The organism is Alteromonas sp. S167 (assembly GCF_036864375.1).
Taxonomy (GTDB): Bacteria; Pseudomonadota; Gammaproteobacteria; order Enterobacterales; family Alteromonadaceae; genus Alteromonas.
This window is the reverse complement of record NZ_JAZETR010000002.1, coordinates 392,842-416,765: the sequence shown is the minus strand read 5'-3', so window position 1 is coordinate 416,765 and position 23,924 is coordinate 392,842. Positions and strand designations below refer to the sequence as shown.

The following is a 23,924-nucleotide window of genomic DNA, read 5'->3' as shown; positions in this document are numbered from 1 at the left end:
GCGTTATGCTACAACAATGAAAAGTGTATTAGTTAACCAATACAGCAGCTCTTATGAAGGCCTTTTAGATAAGAAATTGGGCCAAAAGCTCGGTTATAGGTCAGGTCGCAAATCAGAAAAAATGCCAAATGGTTTTATGGCATGGCTTGTGTGCGCGTTATTGTTGCTAAACCTTTTCCAAACTACGTTTGCAAATGCGGCAATGACGCATTCTCACCACGCTGAAGCTAATTCCATCAATCACGATGCGCTGCTAGTTCACAACGATAAAAGCGTAGCGCTAAGTGCAGCCCAGGCTGGCGTTACTGATAAAGAAGAAGCCCATTGCCATTCTCAAATGTTAGAAGGAGATAGTACTCCTTCAAATATGGCAACGAGTGTGGCGCGTTATAATTATGAGCGTATTGTTGTTTACAGTGGCGACCACAGCGATGATCACAAGAAGGGTCACAGCGTTGATATGAGCAGTGAATGTTGCGGTGAAGACTGCCAATGTTCAACACAGCACTGTTTTGGAAGCAATGTTGCGCTGCTTCACCCAGTTATTTTTACCACTGCGTCGCCTTTACGCACTATGGCATTAACAGCCGCTATTGGTGTGCGTATGCACACAACATCTTCTCAGTTCCGACCACCTAAAAATCTTCTCACAGCCTAAATCTATCTAAAAATCGCTCGATTTAAAGCACACTCGGCATTTTGCTGTGTGACTACTTCAAATTTGAGCAGAAGTTTGGTTCAAAATCGTTGTGTCATATTGCCCAGATAGCACAGCGTAAAGTGAGTAAGAAAATGACATTTTCATCAACTGCCATTTCAAATATCGGTCGTACGGTTTCGTTTTTCATGATGCTTGTTATGTCGACCTTTGCAGACGCTTAGACAGTACTTGAGGAGCAATCAGGTACAAAGCGCGCACCTGAACAATCAGCCGCAGCTTCTCTACCAACAGCCACAGCGCTACCGTCAGTCTCAGCGCTGTCACTAGATATGGCTCTGCAGCTTGCGCTTGCGAACGACCCTATGTCAGAGGGCTTTCGTTTTAAACAAGAGGCGTTTGAACGAGAGGGAAAGGCGGCAACGTATTGGGACAACCCCCAGTTGGCCACCTCAATTCAGAATTTGCCAACCGATGGTTTCAGGTTCAATCAAGAGCCGATGACACAGGTTAAAATAGGCGTAAAACAAGCGCTTCCAAGAGGTAATGTAAATGAATTAAACCAGCAGAAATTTTATGCTATGGGTGTGTCAGTGTCGATGGCAAACAAAGCACGCGCTGCATGGATTAAAAAGCAAGTTGGTGATGATTGGCTAAATTGGTATTTGGCACATGAGCGCACGTCGATATTGAGCAAAGAGCGGCAACTTTTAACGCAGCTTCTTGATTTTACCGAGTCTCGATATGGTCAAGCATTTCGCGATGCGCAGCAGCAAGACATTTTACAAGTACGCCTAGCCTTGTTGTCTTTAGAGGATAAATTTACTGCTGCACTACAGCAACAAGAAGAAGCAAAAGCAAAACTATCACAATGGTTTGGGGCGCCGTTGACAGGTCATTTATCGCCTGCTGCAGATGCCTCGCTTTCTTCGTTGACTTTTGGGTACGAAACAAGTGCCAAAGCATTGCTACATGAGCTATCTGTGCGTGAACCCTTCACATTATTGCAAGCACATCCAGAAGCTATGCAAATCAAATTAGAGTCAGAAGCAGAAGATGTCTCGTTAAAAATTGCTCGGGAACAGACTAAGCCACAGTGGGCTATTGAGGCAAGCTATGGCTACCGAGATGACGCGCCAGGCGGTATGAGCCGCGCCGACTTTGTCTCGATTGGCGTGCAGGTAGATTTGCCATTTTTAACGCAGCCGAAACAAGACGAGCGTATAGGGGCTGCAGCAGCACGCTTAAACGCTAAAAAGACGGACTTTCGATTAAAGGTAAATGCACTGGCGGCACAGGCAGAAACCTTCAAGCACCGGCTTTCATCGTTGTCACAGCGAGAGGCTTTGTACACAAATGGCCTTATTGATGAGGTAGCGCAGTTGGCGCAAAGCCTTCTAACCGCTTATACCGCTGATAACGGGAATTTTACTAACGTTATTAACGCCAATATCCAGCAGATAAGAGTGGAAGAAGAACTACTTCGAATAGAAGTTGAACAAGCGAAAACACGCAATGCGCTAGCGTACTTGTACCTTCCTTCTATTGATGCGCTTAACAAGCAATAGATGGTATGGATGAGGATATAAACATGACAAAACAAGACAAAAAGCAGTTAACCGAAAATGGCGCATCCCAAAGTCGTTCATCTAGCCATCATTCAACTAACCAAACTTCTGGGACAGAAAGCGGTAAAGCACTCATTTCTGGCAATTTATCTGGCATAGCGCTTGGTATAGTTCTTGGCATGCTGATAAGCGCGCTTTTATGGTGGCTTTTTGCGGGTTCAACAGGTGCCCTTCATGATTCTGGTGAGCAGAGTGATGCAAAGCAGCCACTGTATTGGGTTGCACCTATGGATGATAGCTACAGGCGAGATAAGCCAGGTAAGTCTCCAATGGGAATGGACTTAGTGCCGGTATACGAGGATAACGCTATGTCCGGTATGCAGCATGGCAACATGATGTCTGCAGGCACCGTGATGATTGCACCTAATGTGCAGCAAAATATGGGTGTAAGAACCCAAAAGGTGCGTGTTGGCTATTTAAATAGCACCATAAGCGTAACGGGTAATGTTGCTTATAACGAAGACACTATTGTTCATATTCATCCAAGAGTAGAAGGCTGGATAGACAGTTTGTTTATCAAGTCACAAGGTGATGAGGTGAAGCAAGGCCAAGCCTTATACACGCTTTATTCTCCAGAACTTGTGAGTGCTCAAGAAGAGTTCTTATTGGCCTTAAAGCGCAATGATAAAAAGCTTATTGCGGGGGCGCGAGCGCGCTTAAGGGCTTTAGATTTATCAAATGCATTTATTGAAACGTTACAGCAAACACAAAAAGTGTCACAGACCGTTACTTTTTATGCTGAACGAAGTGGTGTGGTAGAAGCATTGACCATACGGGAGGGCTTCTTTGTGAAGCCGGGCACTACCATTATGAGTATTGCCAAGCTTGACAGCGTCTGGGTGATTGCCGATGTGCCAGAAACATTTGTTCAGCGCATTAATTTACATGACGGTGTTGAAGTGTCGTTAGGTTTTTCGCCCGACCAAAGATGGCAAAGTCATATTGACTACATTTACCCTTCGCTTGACCCCGTTACGCGCACCTTGAAAGTACGGGTACCTGTTAGTAACGACAGTTCGCTTTTAAAGCCCAATATGTTCGCCAACGTAAAAATTACGCCGCGTGAAAACCGCCCATCTTTATTGGTACCCAAAAGCGCCGTTATCCGCACAGCGACAAGTACTCGCGTAGTTGTGACTGATAACACGGGGCATTTTAAGTCGATAGCTGTGGTTTTGGGAGGTAGCGACAAGCGGTATTTTGAAGTTACTGATGGGCTGCTTCCAAACGACATAATAGTGGTTTCAGCGCAGTTCCTAATCGACTCTGAATCGTCTAAAGATAGCGATCTTATGCGAATGTCTGAACCTGACAATCAAGCAACTACAACGGGTAAGATAGTTGCGTTACCCGAAAGCTCGCAGGCTAGCTCCATTGATAATCAGCGAAGCAAAATAACTATCGCCAGAGGGCCTATTGAAAAATGGGGAAGAGGGCCCGCAACCATGGATTTTGTGTTGTCACCTCATATTGATTTGTCATCATTTTCTGTTGGAGACGACATTGTGTTTACGTTTGTTACAGGCAACGACTTTACTGTTGTTCAGTTAAAGCCTGCGAATGAAGTAGGCGCTTCAAGCCTCTCACATGGCTCGCATTCTCATGATTTACATAATTCTCATTCCCAGACTGGGCATATGCAAAGTCATGAGCATCATCAAGACGCTGATGAAGACAAAGGCATGGACAATATGGAGCACATGGAGCACATGGAGCACATGAACCATGATTGAGTCAGTTATTCGATGGTCGGTGCAAAACCGTGTATTTGTGCTGCTTCTTGCGCTAATGCTAACGATGGGCGGAATATGGTCGGTTAAGCAAACGCCTATTGATGCTATTCCCGACTTGTCTGATGTACAGGTTATTGTAAAGGTAAATTACCCAGGGCAATCACCACAAGTGGTTGAAGACCAAGTCACCTTTCCACTTACATCTGCACTTATGTCGGTACCTGGCGCACAAACTGTGCGTGGCTATTCGTTTTTCGGCGATGCCTATGTATACGTTATTTTCGACGATAGTACAGATATATATTGGGCGCGAAGTCGAGTTCTTGAATACTTAAGTCAGGTGGCGCCTGAACTTCCCGAGGGGGTTACTCCACAGCTTGGGCCAGACGCCACAGGCGTTGGCTGGGTGTACATTTACGCCCTTGAAAACGGTAGTGCGCTTACCGGCAATTCAAAAACTAATACAAACAGTCCGCTTGATAATGGCGAGCTGCGGGCACTGCAAGATTGGTTCTTGAAGTACGAGTTACAATCGGTAGAAGGGGTTGCCGAAGTGGCGAGTGTGGGCGGTATGGTTAAGCAATACCAAGTAGTGCTTGACCCTGAAAAACTCAAAATATTCGGCTTGCTGCCTTCGCAAATTGAAACTGCCCTTACACGAGGTAATCGAGCCACTGGCGCGTCTGTTATTGAAATGGCGGAAGCCGAGTACATGGTTACGGCAGAAACTTATATTCAGAGCGTTGAAGAAATTGAGAGCTTGCCCACAGGGGTATTAAACAACGGCATAAGTGTGACTATTGGCGATGTGGCAAATGTTATTGAAAGCCCGCTAATGCGAAGAGGTGTTGCCGAGCTGAACGGTAATGGCGAAACGGTGGGCGGCATTATTGTTATGCGATATGGCGAAAATGCGAAAGCTACCATTGATGCAGTAAAAGCTAAGTTAGCGTCATTACAATCAAGTTTACCAGATGGCGTAAATATTGTGCCCGTTTACGATCGCTCAACGCTAATTAATAACGCCGTTGAGACATTGTTTGAAAAGCTTGTTGAAGAGCTACTTGTGGTTGGTGCAGTATGCCTGCTCTTTTTGTTTCACGTGCGCTCGTCGCTGGTGGCAATGATTAGCCTACCGGTGGGTATATTAGCTGCTTTTATTGTAATGAAACTTCAGGGGCTTAATGCGAACATTATGTCGCTTGGCGGTATCGCAATTGCTATTGGTGCAATGGTAGATGGCGCTATTGTGGTGGTGGAGAATCTGCATAAGCATTTGCACATAATTGAAAAGCAAGCGCAGAGACATTCGATTTCCTCAACCCAGCGATGGAATGCGGTGGTGAAATCGACCGCGGAAGTAGGCCCAGCTCTCTTTTTCTCATTGTTGATAATCACCGTGTCGTTCATTCCAGTTTTTACACTTGAAGCGCAGGAGGGCAGGCTTTTTGCGCCTTTGGCATATACGAAAACTTACGCTATGGCGGCAGCCGCAGCCCTTTCAATAACGCTGGTGCCGGTGTTGGCAGGTTACTTTGTTAGAGGGGCAATACGTTCGGAAAAACAAAACCCCATTAACAAAGGGCTGAATGCCATTTATACCCCGCTATTAACCAAGGTACTTCATTACCCCAAAACCACGCTAAGTGCAGCTTTTGTGCTTTTGTTGTCAATGTTTTGGCCTGCCAGCCAATTGGGTAGCGAGTTCATGCCAGAGCTGGACGAAGGCGACCTTATGTACATGCCAACTACCTATCCCAGTATTTCTATTGGTAAGGCGCGAGAACTCCTTCAACAAACCGACAAATTAATCGCTACGTTGCCTGAAGTGCAAAATGTATTTGGCAAAGTTGGTCGAGCTGAAACCGCTACCGATCCCGCACCATTAACAATGATTGAAACCTTCATTCAGCTTAAACCTAAGTCGCAATGGCGAGAAGGAATGACAACCGATAAGCTGAAAGAGGAACTGAATAATTTGGTGAAGTTTCCCGGTGTAACAAACGCATGGGTGATGCCAATTAAAACCCGTATCGACATGTTAGCTACAGGCATTAAAACGCCGGTAGGCCTCAAAATTGCTGGTCCTGATCTTAGCCGTATTGAAGCCATTGGCAAAAATATAGAGGTACTGCTAGCGAATGTTGAAAATACTGCGTCGGTGTACGCTGAGCGTGTAGTAGGTGGTCGCTATATTAATATAGACGTAAATCGCGAAAAGGTTATGCAGTACGGGCTAGATGTAGATGCTGTTCATAGCATTATAGGTACATCGGTTGGTGGAAAAGCGGTAACGCAGTCAGTTGAGGGGCGCGAGCGTTTCCCTATTAGCTTGCGTTTTCCTGAACAGTATCGGAACTCACCAGAGGCTTTAGCGGCATTACCCATTGTTACGCCCAGTGGTGCTTATATAACGTTATCAGATGTGGCGACAATTCGCATAGAGCAGGGCCCCGCAGGTATTAAAAGCGAGAATGCGCGCTTAAATGGCTGGGTTTTTATCGACGTTGAGTCTGATGGCGTAGGCGGTATAGATTTGGGAGGCTACGTTGCTAAGGCGCAAGCATACCTTAACGACAATCTGAATTTACCTGCAGGCTATTCACTTACATGGGCAGGTCAGTTTACTTATCTTGAAAGGGCAAAGGCTAAGCTTTCAGTGGTGATACCCATTACATTGGCCATTATCTGTCTACTGCTTTACATGGCATTTAAACGACTACGCGATGTTGCCCTAATTCTCGTTACTTTGCCGCTGTCACTGGTAGGTAGCGCGTGGCTGCTATATGCCATGAATTTTAACTTATCGGTAGCGGTGGGCGTTGGTTTTATTGCGCTGGCAGGAGTAGCCGTTGAAATAGGGGTAATCATGTTGGTGTATTTAAACCAGCATGTGTCAGATAAACTAAGGGATGAAGAATCGCAAGCCGAAAGTGGTGATGCAAGATTTCAGCGTATCAAAGAGGCTGTTGTTGATGCCGCAACTGCCCGATTGCGCCCTGTTATGATGACGTCGCTATCGATAATAATAGGTTTGTTACCTGTGCTTTATGCAACAGGAACGGGCAGCGAAGTGATGCAGAGAATTGCTGCGCCAATGGTAGGCGGTATGGCCAGTGCACTACTGTTAACGTTATTTGTGCTTCCTGCTGCGTTTTTCTTAATGGTTAGGCGTTCCTCTATGACGAGTTAAAAACAAAAAGCGCGATAGTGAGTAGCCACTATCGCGCTTTTTTCGTCCTTTTTTTTTCAACAAGCCTTTAGTTTTTCAAAAGGTCTTAGTGTGCAGCAGCGTAGTCTTCTACCTGTTGCCACACGCGCAGTAAGTTACCGCTTAAAATCTTTTTGATATCACTTTCGCTGTAGTTTCTGTCCAATAACCCTTGAACTAAGTTGGGGAAGCTAGCCACGTCTTTAAGTCCTATGGGAAGCGAATCACCTACACCGTCGTAATCTGAACCAATACCTACATGCTCAACGCCAACCAGTGACACAACGTGATCAATATGATCTAGCACTTCATCAAGAGTTGAATAAGGATAAGGGACCTTTTTACGGTATTCTTCTTCAAAGTTTTCAAGCTTGGGGCTGTCTTCCCCTTCTTTTTTAATTAACGCTTTTCTTGCGTTGGTTAGCCCTGTGCGCCATCGCCCCGCCTCTTTAGACACAAAGCTAGATCCAAAGTTAATCATGATAACGCCGCCATTTTCGCCGAGCTTTTTAATCATGTCGTCGTCCATATTGCGTTCGAAGCCTGGCGTAAATCGACGAAGCGACGAGTGCGATGCAATAACAGGTGTGTTGGTAAGTTCAATAACTTGGTAAAAGGCATCGTCTGAAACGTGTGAAATATCCAGCATTATGCCGATATTGTTCATTTCGCCAACCAGCGATTTACCAAAAGGACTTAACCCTTTCCATTTACGACGCAAATCGTAAGACGAATCTGAAATATGATTGGCTTGGCTATGTGCAAGGGTAATGTACCGAATGCCACGCTCGTAAAAAGCCGTTAAATTAGCTAAATCACCTTGAATAGGCGAGCCATTTTCCATTCCCATTGGCAGTGAAATAATGCCTTGTTCAAAATGGGCTTTTACCTCGCTAGGGCTTTTCGCAATCGCGAATTTATCAGGCGCTCTTGCAACAATCGCTTCTACCGAATCAATGAGTTCGTGAGCTAGTTGCGTCGACTCTGGTGAATTATCAAGGCTGGCAGGAACATAGATACTCATAAAAGGGGCATTTAGCCCGCCTTTCACTGCTCGAGGGTAGTCAAAGTCACCACCGTCGGTAGCTTTTGTTACATCAACCCATTGTTCTTTCACGCGATAGGGAACGTCAATGTGGCCGTCTACAATGATAGTTTGCTGCGCAATATCAACGGCCTTATCCGACGCCGTGTAAGTAGGTGAATTGGCGGCAGTGCTGTGAGCACTGAACAGGGCCGCCAGCGCAAATGCACAAGCAGAAAGTGGGAAACGCCCCTTCATAGTAAAAGTCCTTATTAATAAATTCATGTCGCAAGCTTCACAATACTGCGTTGCTTGTAACGAAAAGGTGTACTGCAGAGCTTAGAGATTAATGCATATTGCTTGTTGCTACAACGAGTGAAAAAGTAAGCTAAGCGCTTTGTTTTGTACAAATATTCGTCTTTCAGTAGTGGCTAGTGTTGATATTGGTTATTTTTAGAGCGCTTGTTGTCGTTTACTTAAAGTTTACATTGCAATAAAAATTTAAAACTTGGTATGGTCTAGTTTGCGTGACTTCATTGCACGAATGCGTAATACTCCTGTGCGCTCTGCCAATAACGAGATGACCAAGATGCATCCGCGGAGCCTAGATAAATTTTCATTGATATCCGTCCTTCTCGCAAATTTTACGGGTATCGCAATAAACAAGTATGAGAAATAAATATGGCTATTAATTTTGTACCGCTAGACAAAGAAAAACATAAAGACCTTAAAATTGCGGTAAACACATCGTTCAGCTTCGCAAAAAATACTCACCTTGCTGCTGCAACTATCCGTGAATTCGCACAGCTTGCTGCTACTATGCCGCTAGTTTTCATTGATGACCAAGTATCTAAGCGTCACCACGTAGTCACTATGCTAGGTATGGAACAGGGTCAAAACCTTTTCCTTACTGGTGACAGCTGGAAGGGCCCTCATGTACCAATGAATATCCTTCGCTACCCGTTTGACGTACGTCCAGACGGTGAGAAGTTAGGTGTATACATTGACGAAAACACCGACCTAGTGTCTGACGAAGGCCAGCCATTATTCACTGAAGAAGGTGAAGCAAGCGAGTTCCTAGCAAACCGTCAAAAGTTCCTAGCTGACCTAGCTAACAGCGAAATGCTAACACAGCGTTTTGTTGCGAAAGTAGTAGAGCTTGACCTACTAGACCCAATTCAAATTCGCCTAACATACCAAGACGGTACACAGCGTAACGTTACTGGCATGCAAAGCATTAACGAGAAGAAACTACTAGAACTTCCTGAAGAGCAAGTACTTGAGCTTCACAAAGCTGGTTTCCTTGGCGCGATTTACGCGGTAATGATGTCAGTTGGTCAGCTTAACCGTTTAGTTGAGCTTTCAAACGATACCGAAAACCCAATTCGCAGCATGCAACTTTCTGCTGTTAAAGCAGATGAGCAAGCAGCAAGTGAAGCAGCGCCAAGCGCATAATTCACACATTGAATTGCTTCAAAAGCCCGCGTTTTGCGGGCTTTTTTGTGCATAATGTAACCTATTCATTTTTCATTAGTTTCTGTTCAGAATTCGTTAAGTTTCATTCGTATATCTTTAGCCTTGTTTCCAACACACTTTATTTCAAGGACAAAGACATGGATATCAAAAACAGCCCCTTAAAAGCATCGTTAACTGTAGCAGCAATGGCCGTGGCGTCGCTTTTAACAGCATCATTCGCACAGGCAAATACACAAAACGAAGTTCAAGTGCGTGCTATTGATTTTGAAGGAATAGATGACACGCTTTACGGCGGTTCTTTTACTCGCTATACAAGTACGCTTAAAGGGAATAGCGGTGCCTACCTAATTAACCCTTACCTACAGCGAGTGTCTAGCTTTTCGGGTGGATATAACAATATCGACGGCACAGATATCTTCACTCTTGGCACCACGCTATATCTAAATAAAGAATGGATGATGTCAATTGATGGAACCTACGCAGAGTTCGATTACGACTTTGGCGATTCAGACAGCACAGATATTGATGTAAAAGTGGGGTATAACCTGTCGCGCGAATGGCAGGTGGGTGCAGGGTTCCTTTATTCTGAGCAAAACTTTAACGGCATTATAGATGGTGAACGCTTCAGCGGCCGCGAAAACGATAACGCCATTCTTGCATTTACTCGTTATACCACCGTAGGTAAAGCAGGAACAGGTTGGGACCTGTTAGCAGAATACATTAGTGACGACGCAGATGTTATTCGTGGTTCAGCCCGTTACTTCTTCAATCCAGGGCTAAGCGTTGCTGGTACCTATGCACACATTAATGCGCCGGGTGGCTTTGAGAACGGTAACGAGATTGGTGTTGAAGTAGATTACTGGCTAAACGAACAATTCTCTGTAAAAGCGGGCTACCAAAGACAAGTAGACAGCGATATTGATGCCGATGTGTTGAGTTTAGGTGCTACTTATCGTTTTTAATGCACCAAATGGTGAGTAGTAATACAAAGGCAAGCTTAAGCTTGCCTTTTTTATGCTTCATAAAAGTACTTCAACCGCTGTTCGTCGATTAATTTTCACTTCTTATTAAGCAATCACGTTTTTATCGCCCTTTTTTTACACGCTTAATCATAGACTTCCTTCAACTACTGTATATCTAAACAGTTTGAAGCCAGTAAATACGGGGCCTTCACCGCATTTTTCTACTTGACAGTGGGGATCATTGGTACCTAAACTGTATCTCAGTGGGTAAATGTGGCGAATTGTGGATCAAGTCATCATCACTTTGCAGATTAGTACTCAAATAATAAGAAAACCAAGAGCAAAAAATAAAAGGCTAGGGGAATGTTCCGCGGCGCTAACGCAATCAATCTGGATACTAAAGGCAGACTGGCAATACCTACGAAGTATCGTCAGTCGCTGCTGGATGATTGCCAGGGACAACTTGTCTGCACAGTAGATACACAACAAAGTTGTTTGCTACTTTACCCACTTCCCGAATGGGAAGAGATTGAGCTTAAGCTCATTAAACTTTCTAGTATGATCCCAGCTGAGCGCAGAATGCAGCGTTTATTGCTGGGCCATGCTTCTGAAGGTGAAATGGATAAAAGCGGGCGAATTCTCATTCCTACTCCTCTGCGTGCACACGCAAAACTATCAAAAGAAGTCATGTTGGTTGGTCAGTTAAACAAGTTCGAAATTTGGGATGCCGATGAATGGGCACAACAAATTGAGGTTGATATCGATACCGAACGCAAAGGCGAATTTGAACTTACCGAACGATTACAGGACTTCTCGCTATGACACAGCCCAGCGAATTAAAACACATTTCAGTATTGCTTGACGAGTGCATTGAAGCATTGGCAATCAAGCATAATGGCATATATGTTGATGCAACGTTCGGAAGGGGCGGCCATTCGGCGCATATTCTTAATTCACTGGGTGAAGACGGCCAGTTAATTGCATTCGACCGCGATCCTCAGGCAATTAAAGCCGCTGAACGTTTTGCCGACGACAAACGTTTTCGCATTATCCACTCGCCGTTTGGCGATATGGCAGAAGAACTTGAGTCGTTAGGTCTAACGGGCAAAATCGACGGTGTGTTAATGGATTTAGGCGTGTCATCGCCTCAGCTTGACGACGCAGAGCGCGGGTTTAGCTTTTTGCGTGACGGTCCGCTGGATATGCGCATGGACACGTCCCGCGGTCAAAGCGCTGCACAGTGGCTAGCAAGTGCTGAAGAGCAAGATATTGCACAAGTAATTAAAGAGTTTGGCGAAGAAAAGTTCGGCAAACGTATTGCGCACGCCATCGTGAATACGCGCGAAGAAACACCTATCACGCGTACAGCGCAGTTAGCCAAAATTATTGATGAAGCGGTGCCAGTAAAAGACAAGTTTAAACATCCGGCAACCCGTGCATTTCAGGGCATTCGCATTTATATCAATGCCGAGCTTGAACAGCTTCGCGTTGGTTTAAAAGCGGCTACACAGGTTTTAGCCAAAGACGGGCGACTAGCCGTTATCTCGTTTCATTCACTAGAAGACCGTTTAGTTAAGCGCTTTATTAAAGAGCAAAGTAAAGGAAAGGTGGTGCCGCATAACCTTCCTATTACACAGGCAGAAATTGATGCAGATAAAGTCCTTAAAGCGCTAGGTAAAGCTATTAAACCCTCTGAACAGGAGATCGCGAACAATGTTCGCTCTCGCAGTTCCGTGCTACGTGTGGCAGAGAAGTTATGACCAAACGTACGCCAGACAAAGCAGGAACAAATTTTAATCTTCTGCTGATAATTGTTTCAGATTTGACCCGCAACAAGTTGCGGGTTTTGTTGTATTTAATGGTTATCGTATCGGCTATGTCAGTTATTCTCAGCAGCCATCACAATCGACAGCAAGTTATTGCCCTTGAAGACCTCATGCAAGAGAAAGACGAGCTTGATGTTGAATGGCGAAACTTAGTGCTTGAACAGCGTGCGCTTACAGAGCACAACCGCATTGAAACCCTTGTAGAAAAGCAGCTTGGCATGTATCGCCCAACCGCCGATGACGAAGTGGTAGTGAGGCTAAAATGAGTGCTGTTGAATCGTCTCAATCAATGAATAGCCCACGCCAGCGCAATAGTTCTGGTCGCAAAGGCAAATCTGGTGCAAAGCAAAATGTAACCCCTAGCTTGGTGCACTGGCGTTTTGTAGTAGTGCTTGTTGTGATAATGGCGGTTTTTGGCGTGCTAGCGTCACGGGCGGCTTACATTCAGGTTATTGAACCCGACGAGCTAATTCAGCAAGGCGACAGCCGAACACTGCGTACCCGCAATATGCCCACTTACCGAGGCCTTATTACCGATCGCAACGGTGTAGAGCTGGCGGTAAGTGTTCCCGTTCGCGCTATCTATGCCGACCCCAAAATTATTCACGACAACGACGGTTTTAAAGAGGCTCGCCGTTGGGAAGCGCTGGCCGATGTACTGCGCCAAGACGTGAACGAACTAAAAGACAAAGTGGCAAACCCTAAGCGTCGCTTTGTTTATTTGCAGCGCCAAGTGTCGCCTGCCATGGCTGAATACGTAGACAAGTTAGACATTCCAGGCATTTATCTTCGCCGTGAAAGTCGTCGTTACTACCCAACGGGCGAAGTCTCTGCCCAGCTTATTGGCGTTACAGACGTTGACGACACTGGTGTTGAAGGACTAGAGCGCTTGTATGACGAGTGGCTTACCGGCACACCGGGGTCGCGAAAAATACGCCGCGATGCAAAAGGCCGTCAGGTAGAAATTCTAGAAATGAAATCGGGTGAAAAAGCCGGTGATCTTCAGTTAACTATCGATCAGCGCATTCAAGCGTTGGCCTACAAAGAAATTAAAGAAGCCATGCTGTACTACCAGTCTAGTTCAGCTTCGGCCATCGTTATTGATGTGAAAACCGGTGACGTTCTGGCCATGGTGAATGCGCCTTCGTTTAATCCAAACGATCGCAGCGATATTTCTCCGCATAGAATGCGTAACCGAGTTATTACCGATGCGTTCGAGCCAGGCTCGTCATTAAAGCCCCTTGCTGTATTGTCGGCCCTTGAGTTTGGCGACGTAGAGCCAGGAGATACCGTAAATACCTACCCAGGTTGGATGCGTCTAGGCGGAAGCTTGGTAAAAGACACCCGTAACTACGGTGAGCTTACTCTCGAGGAAATCATTCAACACTCGTCGAACATGGGTACCTCTAAATTGGCGCTATCTGTACCTAAGCAATTCTTGTTAGATACCTATTACAACATGGGGTTAATGAGCGACACAGGCTTAAATATGGCAGGTGAGAGTAGCGGTATTTTTCACGAGCGTAGCCGTTGGTCTGAATTTGAGTTAGCGACACTATCTTTCGGTTACGGTATTTCTGTCACTACAGCGCAGCTTGGTCGTTTGTACGCCACGCTGGCTAACGGTGGCGTTAAAACACCACTTAACATTATCAAATCTCCAGAGCAGCCGTCGTGGCAGGCACAAGCCGAAAGGGTTATTAGTGAAGAAAACGCGAACGCTATTGTTCACATGATGGAAAGCGTAACTCAGCGCGGCGGTACAGCAACAAAAGCTGCTGTACCGGGTTATCGCGTGGCAGGAAAAACAGGAACTAGTCGTAAGGCCGTCGCCGGCGGTTATGGCGAAGAGTACGTGAACATTTTTGCTGGCATAGCGCCGGTTTCAAACCCTCGGTTAGTCACTATTGTGTTAATCAACGAACCGGGCGGCGACTTGTATCACGCGGGCGACACGGCTGCACCTGTATTTTCATCTATCATGGGAGGCGCACTACACATGCTGAATGTTGCTCCTGATGATAAGCAGGTGACGTCTAGCCGCTTATTGAAAGGAGGTCAAAGTGGTAGTTAGTGCCTTTATTCAAAGTATTCGTGCTTTATTGGCTAAGTTTGGTGTAGATGCTCCAGATATTCGTATTGAAGGGCTTACACTGGATAGCCGAGAAGTAAACACGCGTTTGGCATTTATCGCCATTAAAGGGCATGAGCTTGATGGCCGAGATTTTATTCCGCAGGCCATAAGTTTAGGTGCACGTGTAATTTTGGCGCAAACTGACGACAGTGCTTCTCATGGGCAAATGGAGATGCGTGACCATAGTGTCATCATTTCACTTTACGATTTACCGCAAATGTTGTCTGGCTTAGCAGCAGCGTTTTATGACTACCCTGCACAGAAAATGACAACGGTAGCGGTAACCGGTACAAATGGAAAAACATCTACAGTTCAATTACTTACGCAGCTGAAAGATACGTTGGGTACGCGCAGCGCAAGCATAGGTACACTCGGAAGCAGTGTGTTTGAAGGCGATAATACACAGTGGAAAACCACGCCTGCGGCAAACACCACACCCGATGCTATTCGCATGCAGTACTTATTGGCAGAGTTTGTGCAAAGCGAAGTGCAGCACACCGCTTTTGAAGCGAGCTCTCATGCACTGGTTCAAGGGCGACTTGGCACTGTAAAAACTGACGTTGCCGTATTTACTAATTTAACGCGTGACCATTTAGACTACCACGGCACCATGGAAGAATATGGTCGAGCTAAGCGTTTGCTGTTAAATCAGCCAGGGCTTAAAGCTGTGGTACTGAATGCAAACGACGCGGAAAGTGAAAAATGGAATGGCTATGCCGCGGCACACATGCAAAGGGTGTGGACCGGTATCGATGATGGGAGTTTAAGCGACACGTATAAAACGTCTCAACATCGCCATTGTTTCGCCACAAATGCCACTTATCATGCGTCAGGTTGTAGCTTTGAGCTTACCTCATCGTGGGGTAGTGCAGCAGTTACTCTGCCATTATTTGGCAAGTTTAATATTAGCAATGTACTGAGTGCCGTTGGTACCTTGCTGGCCGAAGGTGAACGCTTTGACGAAGTGGTAAAAGCCGTTAATGCAATTACCCCTGTTCCAGGTCGTATGGAAGTCTTTCCTGTTAGCGGTAATGCTAGCATTGTAGTGGACTACGCGCATACTCCCGATGCCTTAGAGAAAGTATTGCTTAGTGCCAAGTTTCATACTGAAGGAAAAGTGTGGTGTGTGTTTGGCTGCGGTGGTGACCGAGATAAAGGTAAACGACCGCTTATGGGGCAAGCCGCTGAAGCAGGTGCAGACAATATTGTTATTACTACCGACAACAGTCGAAGTGAAGCACCTGAAGCCATCGCAAATGATATTAAAGCTGGCTTAAAACACCAAGAAAAAGCAGTGAGTATTGCCGATCGCGAAGCTGCTATTCGCTACTGTTTAGACAATGCGGATAACGGCGACATTATTGTGGTAGCGGGCAAAGGTCACGAAGACTACCAAATAATTGGCAACAAAAAGACAAATTATAATGAACGTGCAGTTGTGGCGCGACTGCAACAGGAGTACAGCAAATGATAACAACAACGCTGTCGTGGATAGCCGAGAAGGTTAACGGTAAGGTTGAACAAACGCATGCAGATATTACCGTATCTGCGGTAAGTACAGATACACGCACCATTGAAGACGGTGCAGTATATCTTGCGCTTAAAGGGCCGAATTTTAACGGTCACGATTTTGTCGCACAGGCACAGCAAGCGGGCGCAAGCGCGGTTATTGCAAGTGAAAGTGTTGAAACCTCGCTTCCTGTAATCATGGTAGAAGACACCAAAGAAGCGCTGGGCTTGTTAGGTGCCGCGGTTAAAGCGCATGTGGCACCGAAAACCATTGCGATTACCGGCAGTAGCGGTAAAACTACAGTAAAAGAAATGTGCGCGTCTATACTAGAGCGCCGTGGAAATGTGTTAGCCACCAAAGGCAATTTTAACAACGACATTGGTGTACCGCTTACTCTCCTTCGCCTTGAGCCTCAACACGAATATGCCGTAATGGAACTTGGTGCAAACCACTTAGGCGAAATTGCTTACACCACAAATCTAGTAAAGCCTGATGTTGCCACCATTGTAAATGCAGCGGCATCACACCTTGAAGGTTTCGGTAGTTTGCTAGGCGTGGCTCGTGCAAAAAGCGAAATTTTTAAAGGGTTAGGTGAAGATGGCGTAGCCATTGTCAACGTCGATAGCCAGTTTGCAGAGTTCTGGAAGGGCAAGCTTCGCTATACTAAAACGCTTACTTTTGCCCCAGATCAGAAAAACGATGCAGACTTTCGTGCCGAAGATATCACTATAGGCTTAGACGGTTGCGCTGCTTTCCACTTAGTATGTCCTCAGGGAGATATTGCTATTCAGCTTACTATTCCTGGTGTGCACAATGTGGGTAATGCCCTTGTTGCTGCCGCGCTTACTTTGCAAGTTGGCGCAACCCTTGAGAATGTGCGAGATGGTCTACTGGCTATGAAGCAGGTAAGCGGTCGTTTGAATGTGAAGCAGCTTACTGAGCAAATGCGCTTACTCGACGATACCTACAATGCGAACGTAGCGTCGGTAAATGCCGCTATCGACACGCTTAGCAGTTTTTCAGGTATTACTGTGCTGGTACTTGGTGATATGAAGGAGCTGGGAGAAAAAGCACGTTTTTATCACGAACAGGTGGGGGAGTACGCAAAAAGTAAAGGTATTAATTATCTTTATACCATGGGCGTGCTAAGCCAATCGGCAAGTGCAGTGTTTGATGAAAATGGCGGACACTTTAGTGATGTCGAAAGCTTGTTGGCGGCTATGGAGCATGATCTTCTTTCTCAGCAGCGCGATATTTCAATTCTAGTGAAAGGTTCACGCAGCTCTAAAATGGAGCGCGTGGTAGAGGCGGTTGAGGCCTCTACGCTGGGAAAGCTTGATAGCCGTCGGGAGCGTATAGCATGTTAATTTGGCTCGCCGAATGGCTAACCCAATTTGAAACTGGGTTTAATGTATTCTCATACCTGACACTTCGCGCAATTCTTAGCACGTTAACAGCGTTGCTTATTGCTATTGTTATTGGCCCTAAAATGATTCGCTATTTGCAAAGAATGCAAATTGGCCAAACTGTGCGTGATGATGGCCCGCAAAGTCATTTATCTAAATCAGGTACTCCTACTATGGGCGGGTTATTAATTTTAGCCGCCATTGTAATTAGCGGTCTGCTATGGGCCGACCTAACAAACCGCTATGTATTGGTAACACTTACCGTAGTAGTTGCCTACGGTATCATTGGGTTTGTAGACGACTATCGCAAAGTTATTCGCAAAGACTCAAAAGGCTTAATTGCGCGCTGGAAGTATTTTTGGCAATCGGTAGTCGCCCTTGGCGTTGCGTTTTATCTTTACAGTAGCGCAACTTTGCCAGCTGAAACATCGCTGCTAGTACCGTTTTTCAAGGAAGTATTTCCTCAGTTAGGTGCGTTTTTTATTATCGTCACATACTTCGCCATTGTAGGTACAAGTAATGCGGTGAATCTGACTGACGGCTTAGACGGACTTGCTATTGTTCCCACTATTTTAGTAGCAGGTGCCTTTGCCATTTTTGCTTATGTTACGGGTAACGCTAACTTTGCCGAGTACCTCAATATTCCTCATATTCCTTTAACCAGTGAGCTGGTTATTGTGTGTACCGCCATGGTCGGGGCAGGTTTGGGCTTCTTGTGGTTCAACACCTATCCAGCACAGGTTTTCATGGGCGACGTGGGCTCGCTAGCATTAGGCGGCACACTGGGCGTGCTGGCTGTATTAGTGCGCCAAGAGTTAGTGCTTATCATAATGGGTGGCGTGTTCGTCATCGAGACGCTGTCGGTTATTTTGCAAGTGGGCTCTTATAAGCTTCGCGGGCAACGCATCTTTAGAATGGCACCTATCCATCATCACTATGAACTGAAAGGCTGGCCAGAGCCGCGCGTTATTGTGCGCTTTTGGATCATCTCTATCATTCTTGTGTTGGTTGGTCTTGCGACCTTGAAACTGAGATAAACATTGATGTCGTATAACGTACGTGAGCACAGTTATGTTGTCGGTGGCCTAGGTGTTACAGGTCAGGCTTGCGTGCGCTTTTTGCTAAAACACAATGCGAATGTGAAGGCCTTTGATACACGCCAAGCCGTAAATTTGCCTGACGATATTGAAAAGGCGTTAGCGGGTAAAGTGACCACGGATACACTTGACGCCACGTACTTTGAAGGCATCGATACACTTGTGTTAAGCCCTGGCTTATCGCTGAACCTTGCACAAGTGAAGCTTGCCAAACAATGTGGTGTTGAAGTGATTGGTGATGTTGAACTGTTTGCGCGCTTAAACCAAACGTTATCTACGCCAAAACGTGTCGTGGGCATTACAGGGTCAAATGGCAAAACCACGGTTACGCTGCTCGTTACGCATTTACTTACTGCCTGCGGTATAAAAAGTATTGAAGCCGGCAATGTAGGCCGTCCGGTTTTAGAAGCATTAGAAAGTGATGCTGATGTTGTTGTTCTTGAGCTCTCTAGCTTTCAATTGGAAACCACGTCATCACTTGTGCTTAATGCCGCCAGCATCCTAAATATTTCTGACGATCATTTAGACAGACACATCACGCTTGAAAACTACATCGATGCAAAGCACCGCATTTTTGATAATGCACTATCAGCTGTTGTGTGGCGCGACGGGGAGTTTGTTGCACCAGAAAACGATATAAACGCTATCACTGAGTATGGCTTGGGTGAGTCAGATGATGGCTTTGCAGTTTCTGTCATAGATAAGCAGCCCTACATAGTGTTTAACATTACACCTGTTATTGCACTAGCAGACATACAGCTTGCAGGCACGCACAACGTACTCAATGTAATGGCAGCACTAGGGCTTTGCGACACATTAGGCATTGCGCCAAAGCAAGCCGCTGTTCATCTTAAAAGCTTTAAAAGTGCGCCACACCGCTGTGTGGAAATAGCAAACGTTAATCAGGTTCGTTTTATTGACGATTCAAAGGCTACCAATGTTGGTGCTACTATTGCGGCGCTGGAAGGTCTGTCACCTATGCTAAACGGTAACATTATTTTGCTTGCCGGCGGTGATGCAAAAGGCGCAGATTTACAAGCGTTAGCGCCATATTTAGCGCGTTGTGTGCTCCATGTATTTGCCTTTGGTAAAGACGCTAGCGCCTTTAAGGATGTTTTCGCAGCTACGACCCTAGTGGAGTCCTTGGACAGCGCTGTTGAAAAAGCGTGTGACATGGCGAAGCAGGGCGACATCGTATTACTCTCACCAGCGTGCGCCAGTATTGATATGTTTAAAAACTATATGCATCGCGGTGAAGTTTTTCAGCAGGCCGTTTATAGGCAGAGTGCTGTGGAGGCTTCAATATGACCACAGCTACCACTAAGTTAAGCGCACTGTTTGCCGCTCGCCACGACGGTGCGGCACCGTCTACACACCCCTATGATGTAACACTTGTGCTTATTTCGTTGGCGCTAATGAGCATTGGCTTAGTCATTGTTACCTCAGCCTCTATGCCTGTAGCAGCGCGTATCTTTGATAATCAGTTTCACTTTGCCATTCGCCACGGTATTTACATTGCCTGCGCACTTACAGCTGCAATGATTGTGCTTCAGTTACCCATGCGTTTTTGGCGTACTACTAACCCATATTTATTGCTGGCCGCAATTGGACTGCTTGTTGCTGTGCTGTTAGTGGGAAGGACCGTTAATGGTAGTACCCGATGGTTAGTCATTGGGCCAATTACGGTGCAGGCGGCCGAGCCAGCCAAGTTATATTTCTTTGCTTATTTGGCTGGCTATTTGGTACGCCGGTATGAAGAAGTAACAGAAAACTTAAAAGGGTTTATTAAGCCGCTAGTTGTTTTCTTTGTGCTTGCTATGTTGTTGCTGCTTCAGCCCGACTTGGGCACCGTGGTAGTTATGTTTGCTACTACCATAGGCTTGCTGTTTTTGGCGGGCGCAAGACTGTGGCAATTCTTTGCGTTGGTATTTGTTGGCGTTTTAGCGGTGGTAGCCCTAATTGTTTTTGAAGAATACCGACTTAAGCGGGTTACGTCATTCCTAGATCCATGGGCCGACCCGTTCGGTGCAGGCTATCAGCTTACTCAATCACTTATGGCTTATGGTCGTGGTAATTGGTTTGGTCAAGGCCTTGGAAATAGTTTACAAAAACTAGAATTTTTACCCGAAGCACACACCGACTTTATTATGGCCATTCTGGCAGAAGAGTTTGGCTTTGTGGGTGTTCTAGCAGTACTTGCACTTATTTTGTGGATGGTACTAAAAGCGCTAAGCATTGGTAATCGAGCGTTAGAGAAAGGCCGCGCCTTCGACGGATACCTAGCATACAGCATTGGTATTTGGTTTAGTTTCCAAACCGCAGTAAATATTGGTGCAAGCGCAGGCATTCTTCCTACTAAGGGTCTTACCTTGCCTCTGGTCAGCTACGGTGGCTCTTCACTTATTGTTATGTCGGTTGCAGTAGCTATTTTGCTACGTATCGATTTTGAGCTGCGTGTAGATGGCGTTCAGGCACTTGATCGCGGTGATGGCAAAGGCGAGCGTCGAAAGTCAGCATCAGCTAAAAGTAAAAGTGCAGCTAAAACCGCAGCGTCTGCAAGTGCAAGTACAACTGCAGGTGAACACAGTTTTGAAGGATCACAGGTTTCTCCAGAAAATGCTGACAGCCAAGCGCCCAAGAAACCAAAAACACCAGAAGATGAAGGTAAAGCCGGTATAAAAGCAATTTTGGCACGGGTTGCCGCGGAGGCTGACAATGGCTAAGCGGTGTTTAATAATGGCAGGCGGTACTGGCGGGCACGTTTTTCCTGGCCTTGCAGTAGCTAATGCGCTTCGTGAACAGAACTGGGATGTGCAATGGTTAGGTACCGCCGAGCGAATGGAAGCCGATGTAGTGCCAAAGCACGATATCCCCATTCATTTTATTCCAGTTAAAGGGCTTCGAGGAAAGGGGCTTGTAACCCGTTTACAAGGCGCTTTTTCATTGGTGAAAAGCTTGTTTTCAGCTAGGCGTATTATCAAGCGCATCAAACCTGATATTGTTGTTGGGTTTGGCGGATATGCAAGCGGACCAGGTGGTGTAGCCGCCAAGTCATTAGGTATTCCAGTGATAGTGCATGAACAAAATGCAGCCGCAGGAATGACAAACAAGTTGCTTAGTAAAATAGCAAGCCGTGTACTTTTAGGCTTCGATAGTGCTCGTAGCGAGTTCTCATCAGTAAGCGAAAAAGTACATACGGTTGGCAACCCTGTTCGCGATGCCATTTGGGCGGTAAGCACTAAGCCTACAGAAACGGCGCGTGCAGACAATACACCGCTAAATATGTTAGTAGTGGGCGGAAGCTTGGGTGCCAAAGTACTTAATGATACCGTGCCGCAAACATGCGGTATGCTGAAAGGTCTATCGATAAAGCATCAGTGCGGAAAAGGCAACAGCGCTGCTGTTTCACGTGCATATGAACAGGCTGGTGCCGATATCTCTACCGTGCAAGTGAGCGATTTTATTGAGGATATGGCCGCCGCGTACGAATGGGCCGACTTTATAGTATGTCGCGCCGGAGCATTAACAGTAAGTGAAGTGGCTGCCGCAGGTAGAGCTGCTATCTTTGTTCCTCTACCACATGCGGTGGACGATCATCAGACCAAAAACGCACAGTCGCTGGTCGACAAACAAGCTGCGCTAATGATTGCGCAGCCAGTACTAAAAGAAAATTTAGGGCAAGCAGTACGACAATGGATCTCACATCCAGAAGACTGTTTGAATATGGGAGCTTTGGCAAGACAATGTGCCAGCCCCAATGCCACAGAACACGTAGTAAGCCACGTTAAAAGCGTGGTAGGAGTAGGGGAATAATGGTTTTTAAAACCCCATTTGAAAGCCCGCAAATGCGTAGGGTAAAAAATATCTTCTTTATCGGCATCGGCGGTGCGGGTATGGGCGGTATCGCAGAAGTATTGTTAAACGAAGGTTATGCAATTTCAGGTTCTGATATTCAAGAAGGACCAATGACGCAGCGACTCACCGAGCTAGGTGCAGACGTAAAAATTGGCCACCGTGCCGAAAATGTGGAAGGCATGGACGTCATCGTTGTGTCGAGCGCCATTAACGAACAAAACCCTGAGATAGTGGTTGCACGTGAGCAGCGTATTCCAATTATTCGCCGTGCCGAAATGCTGGCGGAGTTAATGCGTTTTCGTCATGGTATAGCGGTTGCCGGTACGCACGGTAAAACCACCACTACCAGCCTTATTTCAACTATTTTTGCAGAAGCGCAATACGACCCTACGTTTGTTATTGGTGGTTTGCTCAATAGTGCTGGCACTAATGCGCGCTTGGGTAAAAGTCGCTATTTAATCGCAGAAGCGGATGAGAGCGATGCGTCGTTTCTTCATCTACAGCCTATGGTGTCGGTGGTGACCAACATTGAAGCCGACCATATGGATACCTATGGCGGCGACTTTTCAAAGGTAAAAGACACCTTTGTAGATTTCTTATCTAATTTGCCATTTTACGGTCAAGCTATTGTCTGTGGCGACGATGCTAATATTCAGGAAATTCGCCCTAGAATAGGACGTAGCATTCTAACTTATGGTTTTGAAGCCCATAACGACTACCGTGCCGAGAACATTAGTTTGTCGTTCGGAAAAGCCAACTTTACGGTTATTCGCCCAGATCACGACCCGCTAGATATTACGCTGAACCTTACTGGTAACCACAATGTGCTAAACGCACTTGCAGCAATTGCTGTTGCTACCGATGAGGGTATTGACGATGAAGCTATTATTCGTGCACTAGCCATCTTCGGAGGTATAGGTCGTCGTTTTGAACAGCTCGGTACGTTTAATACCAGTAAAGGCGAAGTATGCTTGGTAGATGACTATGGTCACCACCCAACAGAGGTTAAAGCCACCATAGCGGCTGCGCGTGCCAATTGGCCTGATAAACGTTTAGTCATGGTGTATCAGCCACACCGCTTTACTCGTACCCGTGACTTGTATGAAGACTTTGTGGAAGTGCTTTCAAGTGTTGATGCACTTCTGCTACTTGATGTGTATGCCGCCAGTGAACAACCGATTGAAGGTGCAGACAGCAAAGCACTATGCCGCTCTATTCGCCAGCGCGGACAGCTAGAGCCTGTATATGTAGGCGATAAAGACGCGCTCCCCGGGATACTTGCTAACATTATGCAAGACGGCGATATCGTGATGACACAAGGCGCGGGAAATATCGGTCAAATTGCTAAGCTGCTTGCTAAACACGAGCTTGAACCTCAGCGTTTAGTAGAAGAAGGACAATAAG

At 46.1% G+C, this 23,924-nt stretch carries 18 protein-coding genes; 17 read left to right on the top strand and 1 reads right to left on the bottom strand.

From position 1 onward, the window contains the following. Nucleotides 1–16: 16 nt before the first annotated feature. The 4 genes from V7R35_RS05045 to V7R35_RS05030 all read left to right on the top strand — a co-directional run bounded on the left by V7R35_RS05045 (nt 17) and on the right by V7R35_RS05030 (nt 7,212). The gene (locus V7R35_RS05045; RefSeq protein WP_334013619.1) at nt 17–658 is read left to right on the top strand and encodes a hypothetical protein; all 642 of its coding nucleotides are present in this window, start codon (nt 17–19) and stop codon (nt 656–658) included. Nucleotides 659–990: 332 nt separating this feature from the next. Continuing rightward, nucleotides 991–2,226: a TolC family protein gene (locus tag V7R35_RS05040; protein ID WP_334013618.1), complete on the top strand. Its 1,236-nt coding sequence runs from the start codon at nt 991–993 to the stop codon at nt 2,224–2,226. 23 nt (nt 2,227–2,249) lie between these two features. Then, nucleotides 2,250–4,019 (top strand): efflux RND transporter periplasmic adaptor subunit, encoded by a 1,770-nt coding sequence (locus V7R35_RS05035; RefSeq protein ID WP_334013617.1) that lies wholly within the window; start codon nt 2,250–2,252, stop codon nt 4,017–4,019. Further along, complete coding sequence (locus tag V7R35_RS05030; protein WP_334013616.1) at nt 4,012–7,212, top strand: efflux RND transporter permease subunit; 3,201 nt, start codon at nt 4,012–4,014, stop codon at nt 7,210–7,212. The genes V7R35_RS05035 and V7R35_RS05030 overlap by 8 nt, the downstream gene beginning before the upstream one ends. Before the next feature lie 85 nt (nt 7,213–7,297). On the opposite strand, the gene V7R35_RS05025 is transcribed toward V7R35_RS05030, so the two are convergent. Beyond that, nucleotides 7,298–8,512: a dipeptidase gene (locus V7R35_RS05025; protein WP_334013615.1), complete on the bottom strand. Its 1,215-nt coding sequence runs from the start codon at nt 8,510–8,512 to the stop codon at nt 7,298–7,300. A gap of 423 nt (nt 8,513–8,935) precedes the next feature. Here V7R35_RS05025 and V7R35_RS05020 point away from each other — a divergent pair, with 423 nt between their 5' ends. From V7R35_RS05020 to murC, 13 genes are all read left to right on the top strand, one after another. Further along, complete coding sequence (locus tag V7R35_RS05020; RefSeq protein ID WP_334013614.1) at nt 8,936–9,709, top strand: SapC family protein; 774 nt, start codon at nt 8,936–8,938, stop codon at nt 9,707–9,709. A 158-nt stretch (nt 9,710–9,867) separates the two neighbouring features. After that, complete coding sequence (locus tag V7R35_RS05015; RefSeq protein ID WP_334013613.1) at nt 9,868–10,692, top strand: porin; 825 nt, start codon at nt 9,868–9,870, stop codon at nt 10,690–10,692. Nucleotides 10,693–11,055: 363 nt separating this feature from the next. Then, on the top strand, nt 11,056–11,514 hold the full coding sequence (gene mraZ / locus V7R35_RS05010; protein WP_334013612.1) for a division/cell wall cluster transcriptional repressor MraZ: 459 nt from the start codon (nt 11,056–11,058) through the stop codon (nt 11,512–11,514). Then, complete coding sequence (gene rsmH, locus V7R35_RS05005) at nt 11,511–12,452, top strand: 16S rRNA (cytosine(1402)-N(4))-methyltransferase RsmH (protein ID WP_334013611.1); 942 nt, start codon at nt 11,511–11,513, stop codon at nt 12,450–12,452. Before mraZ ends, rsmH begins: the two co-directional genes overlap by 4 nt. After that, the gene (gene ftsL / locus V7R35_RS05000; protein ID WP_334013610.1) at nt 12,449–12,784 is read left to right on the top strand and encodes a cell division protein FtsL; all 336 of its coding nucleotides are present in this window, start codon (nt 12,449–12,451) and stop codon (nt 12,782–12,784) included. Before rsmH ends, ftsL begins: the two co-directional genes overlap by 4 nt. A gap of 23 nt (nt 12,785–12,807) precedes the next feature. Beyond that, on the top strand, nt 12,808–14,592 hold the full coding sequence (locus V7R35_RS04995) for a penicillin-binding transpeptidase domain-containing protein (protein WP_334013809.1): 1,785 nt from the start codon (nt 12,808–12,810) through the stop codon (nt 14,590–14,592). Next, the gene (locus V7R35_RS04990) at nt 14,582–16,123 is read left to right on the top strand and encodes a UDP-N-acetylmuramoyl-L-alanyl-D-glutamate--2,6-diaminopimelate ligase (RefSeq protein WP_334013609.1); all 1,542 of its coding nucleotides are present in this window, start codon (nt 14,582–14,584) and stop codon (nt 16,121–16,123) included. The genes V7R35_RS04995 and V7R35_RS04990 overlap by 11 nt, the downstream gene beginning before the upstream one ends. Then, nucleotides 16,120–17,529, top strand: coding sequence for a UDP-N-acetylmuramoyl-tripeptide--D-alanyl-D-alanine ligase (locus V7R35_RS04985; RefSeq protein ID WP_334013608.1), 1,410 nt, complete (start codon nt 16,120–16,122; stop codon nt 17,527–17,529). The genes V7R35_RS04990 and V7R35_RS04985 overlap by 4 nt, the downstream gene beginning before the upstream one ends. Next, complete coding sequence (mraY, locus tag V7R35_RS04980; RefSeq protein WP_334013607.1) at nt 17,523–18,605, top strand: phospho-N-acetylmuramoyl-pentapeptide-transferase; 1,083 nt, start codon at nt 17,523–17,525, stop codon at nt 18,603–18,605. Before V7R35_RS04985 ends, mraY begins: the two co-directional genes overlap by 7 nt. Before the next feature lie 6 nt (nt 18,606–18,611). Next, entirely contained in the window at nt 18,612–19,973 is a 1,362-nt protein-coding gene (murD, locus tag V7R35_RS04975; RefSeq protein ID WP_334013606.1) for a UDP-N-acetylmuramoyl-L-alanine--D-glutamate ligase, read from the top strand. Then, the gene (gene ftsW / locus V7R35_RS04970; protein ID WP_334013605.1) at nt 19,970–21,388 is read left to right on the top strand and encodes a cell division protein FtsW; all 1,419 of its coding nucleotides are present in this window, start codon (nt 19,970–19,972) and stop codon (nt 21,386–21,388) included. Before murD ends, ftsW begins: the two co-directional genes overlap by 4 nt. Beyond that, complete coding sequence (murG, locus tag V7R35_RS04965; protein WP_334013604.1) at nt 21,381–22,478, top strand: undecaprenyldiphospho-muramoylpentapeptide beta-N-acetylglucosaminyltransferase; 1,098 nt, start codon at nt 21,381–21,383, stop codon at nt 22,476–22,478. The genes ftsW and murG overlap by 8 nt, the downstream gene beginning before the upstream one ends. Continuing rightward, nucleotides 22,478–23,923, top strand: a complete 1,446-nt coding sequence (murC, locus tag V7R35_RS04960; RefSeq protein ID WP_334013603.1) for a UDP-N-acetylmuramate--L-alanine ligase — start codon at nt 22,478–22,480, stop codon at nt 23,921–23,923. The genes murG and murC overlap by 1 nt, the downstream gene beginning before the upstream one ends. The last annotated feature ends 1 nt before the right edge of the window (nt 23,924 follow it).

Coding starts and splice junctions, on each gene's coding strand:
- murG (WP_334013604.1), top strand. CDS start 21,381: ATGGCTAAGCGGTGTTTAATAATGGCAGGCGGTACTGGCGGGCACGTT.
- mraY (WP_334013607.1), top strand. CDS start 17,523: ATGTTAATTTGGCTCGCCGAATGGCTAACCCAATTTGAAACTGGGTTT.
- V7R35_RS05040 (WP_334013618.1), top strand. CDS start 991: ATGGCTCTGCAGCTTGCGCTTGCGAACGACCCTATGTCAGAGGGCTTT.
- V7R35_RS05020 (WP_334013614.1), top strand. CDS start 8,936: ATGGCTATTAATTTTGTACCGCTAGACAAAGAAAAACATAAAGACCTT.
- murD (WP_334013606.1), top strand. CDS start 18,612: ATGTCGTATAACGTACGTGAGCACAGTTATGTTGTCGGTGGCCTAGGT.
- mraZ (WP_334013612.1), top strand. CDS start 11,056: ATGTTCCGCGGCGCTAACGCAATCAATCTGGATACTAAAGGCAGACTG.
- V7R35_RS04995 (WP_334013809.1), top strand. CDS start 12,808: ATGAATAGCCCACGCCAGCGCAATAGTTCTGGTCGCAAAGGCAAATCT.
- V7R35_RS05030 (WP_334013616.1), top strand. CDS start 4,012: ATGATTGAGTCAGTTATTCGATGGTCGGTGCAAAACCGTGTATTTGTG.
- ftsL (WP_334013610.1), top strand. CDS start 12,449: ATGACCAAACGTACGCCAGACAAAGCAGGAACAAATTTTAATCTTCTG.
- V7R35_RS05025 (WP_334013615.1), bottom strand. CDS start 8,512: ATGAAGGGGCGTTTCCCACTTTCTGCTTGTGCATTTGCGCTGGCGGCC.
- V7R35_RS05045 (WP_334013619.1), top strand. CDS start 17: ATGAAAAGTGTATTAGTTAACCAATACAGCAGCTCTTATGAAGGCCTT.
- V7R35_RS04985 (WP_334013608.1), top strand. CDS start 16,120: ATGATAACAACAACGCTGTCGTGGATAGCCGAGAAGGTTAACGGTAAG.
- V7R35_RS05015 (WP_334013613.1), top strand. CDS start 9,868: ATGGATATCAAAAACAGCCCCTTAAAAGCATCGTTAACTGTAGCAGCA.
- ftsW (WP_334013605.1), top strand. CDS start 19,970: ATGACCACAGCTACCACTAAGTTAAGCGCACTGTTTGCCGCTCGCCAC.
- murC (WP_334013603.1), top strand. CDS start 22,478: ATGGTTTTTAAAACCCCATTTGAAAGCCCGCAAATGCGTAGGGTAAAA.
- rsmH (WP_334013611.1), top strand. CDS start 11,511: ATGACACAGCCCAGCGAATTAAAACACATTTCAGTATTGCTTGACGAG.
- V7R35_RS05035 (WP_334013617.1), top strand. CDS start 2,250: ATGACAAAACAAGACAAAAAGCAGTTAACCGAAAATGGCGCATCCCAA.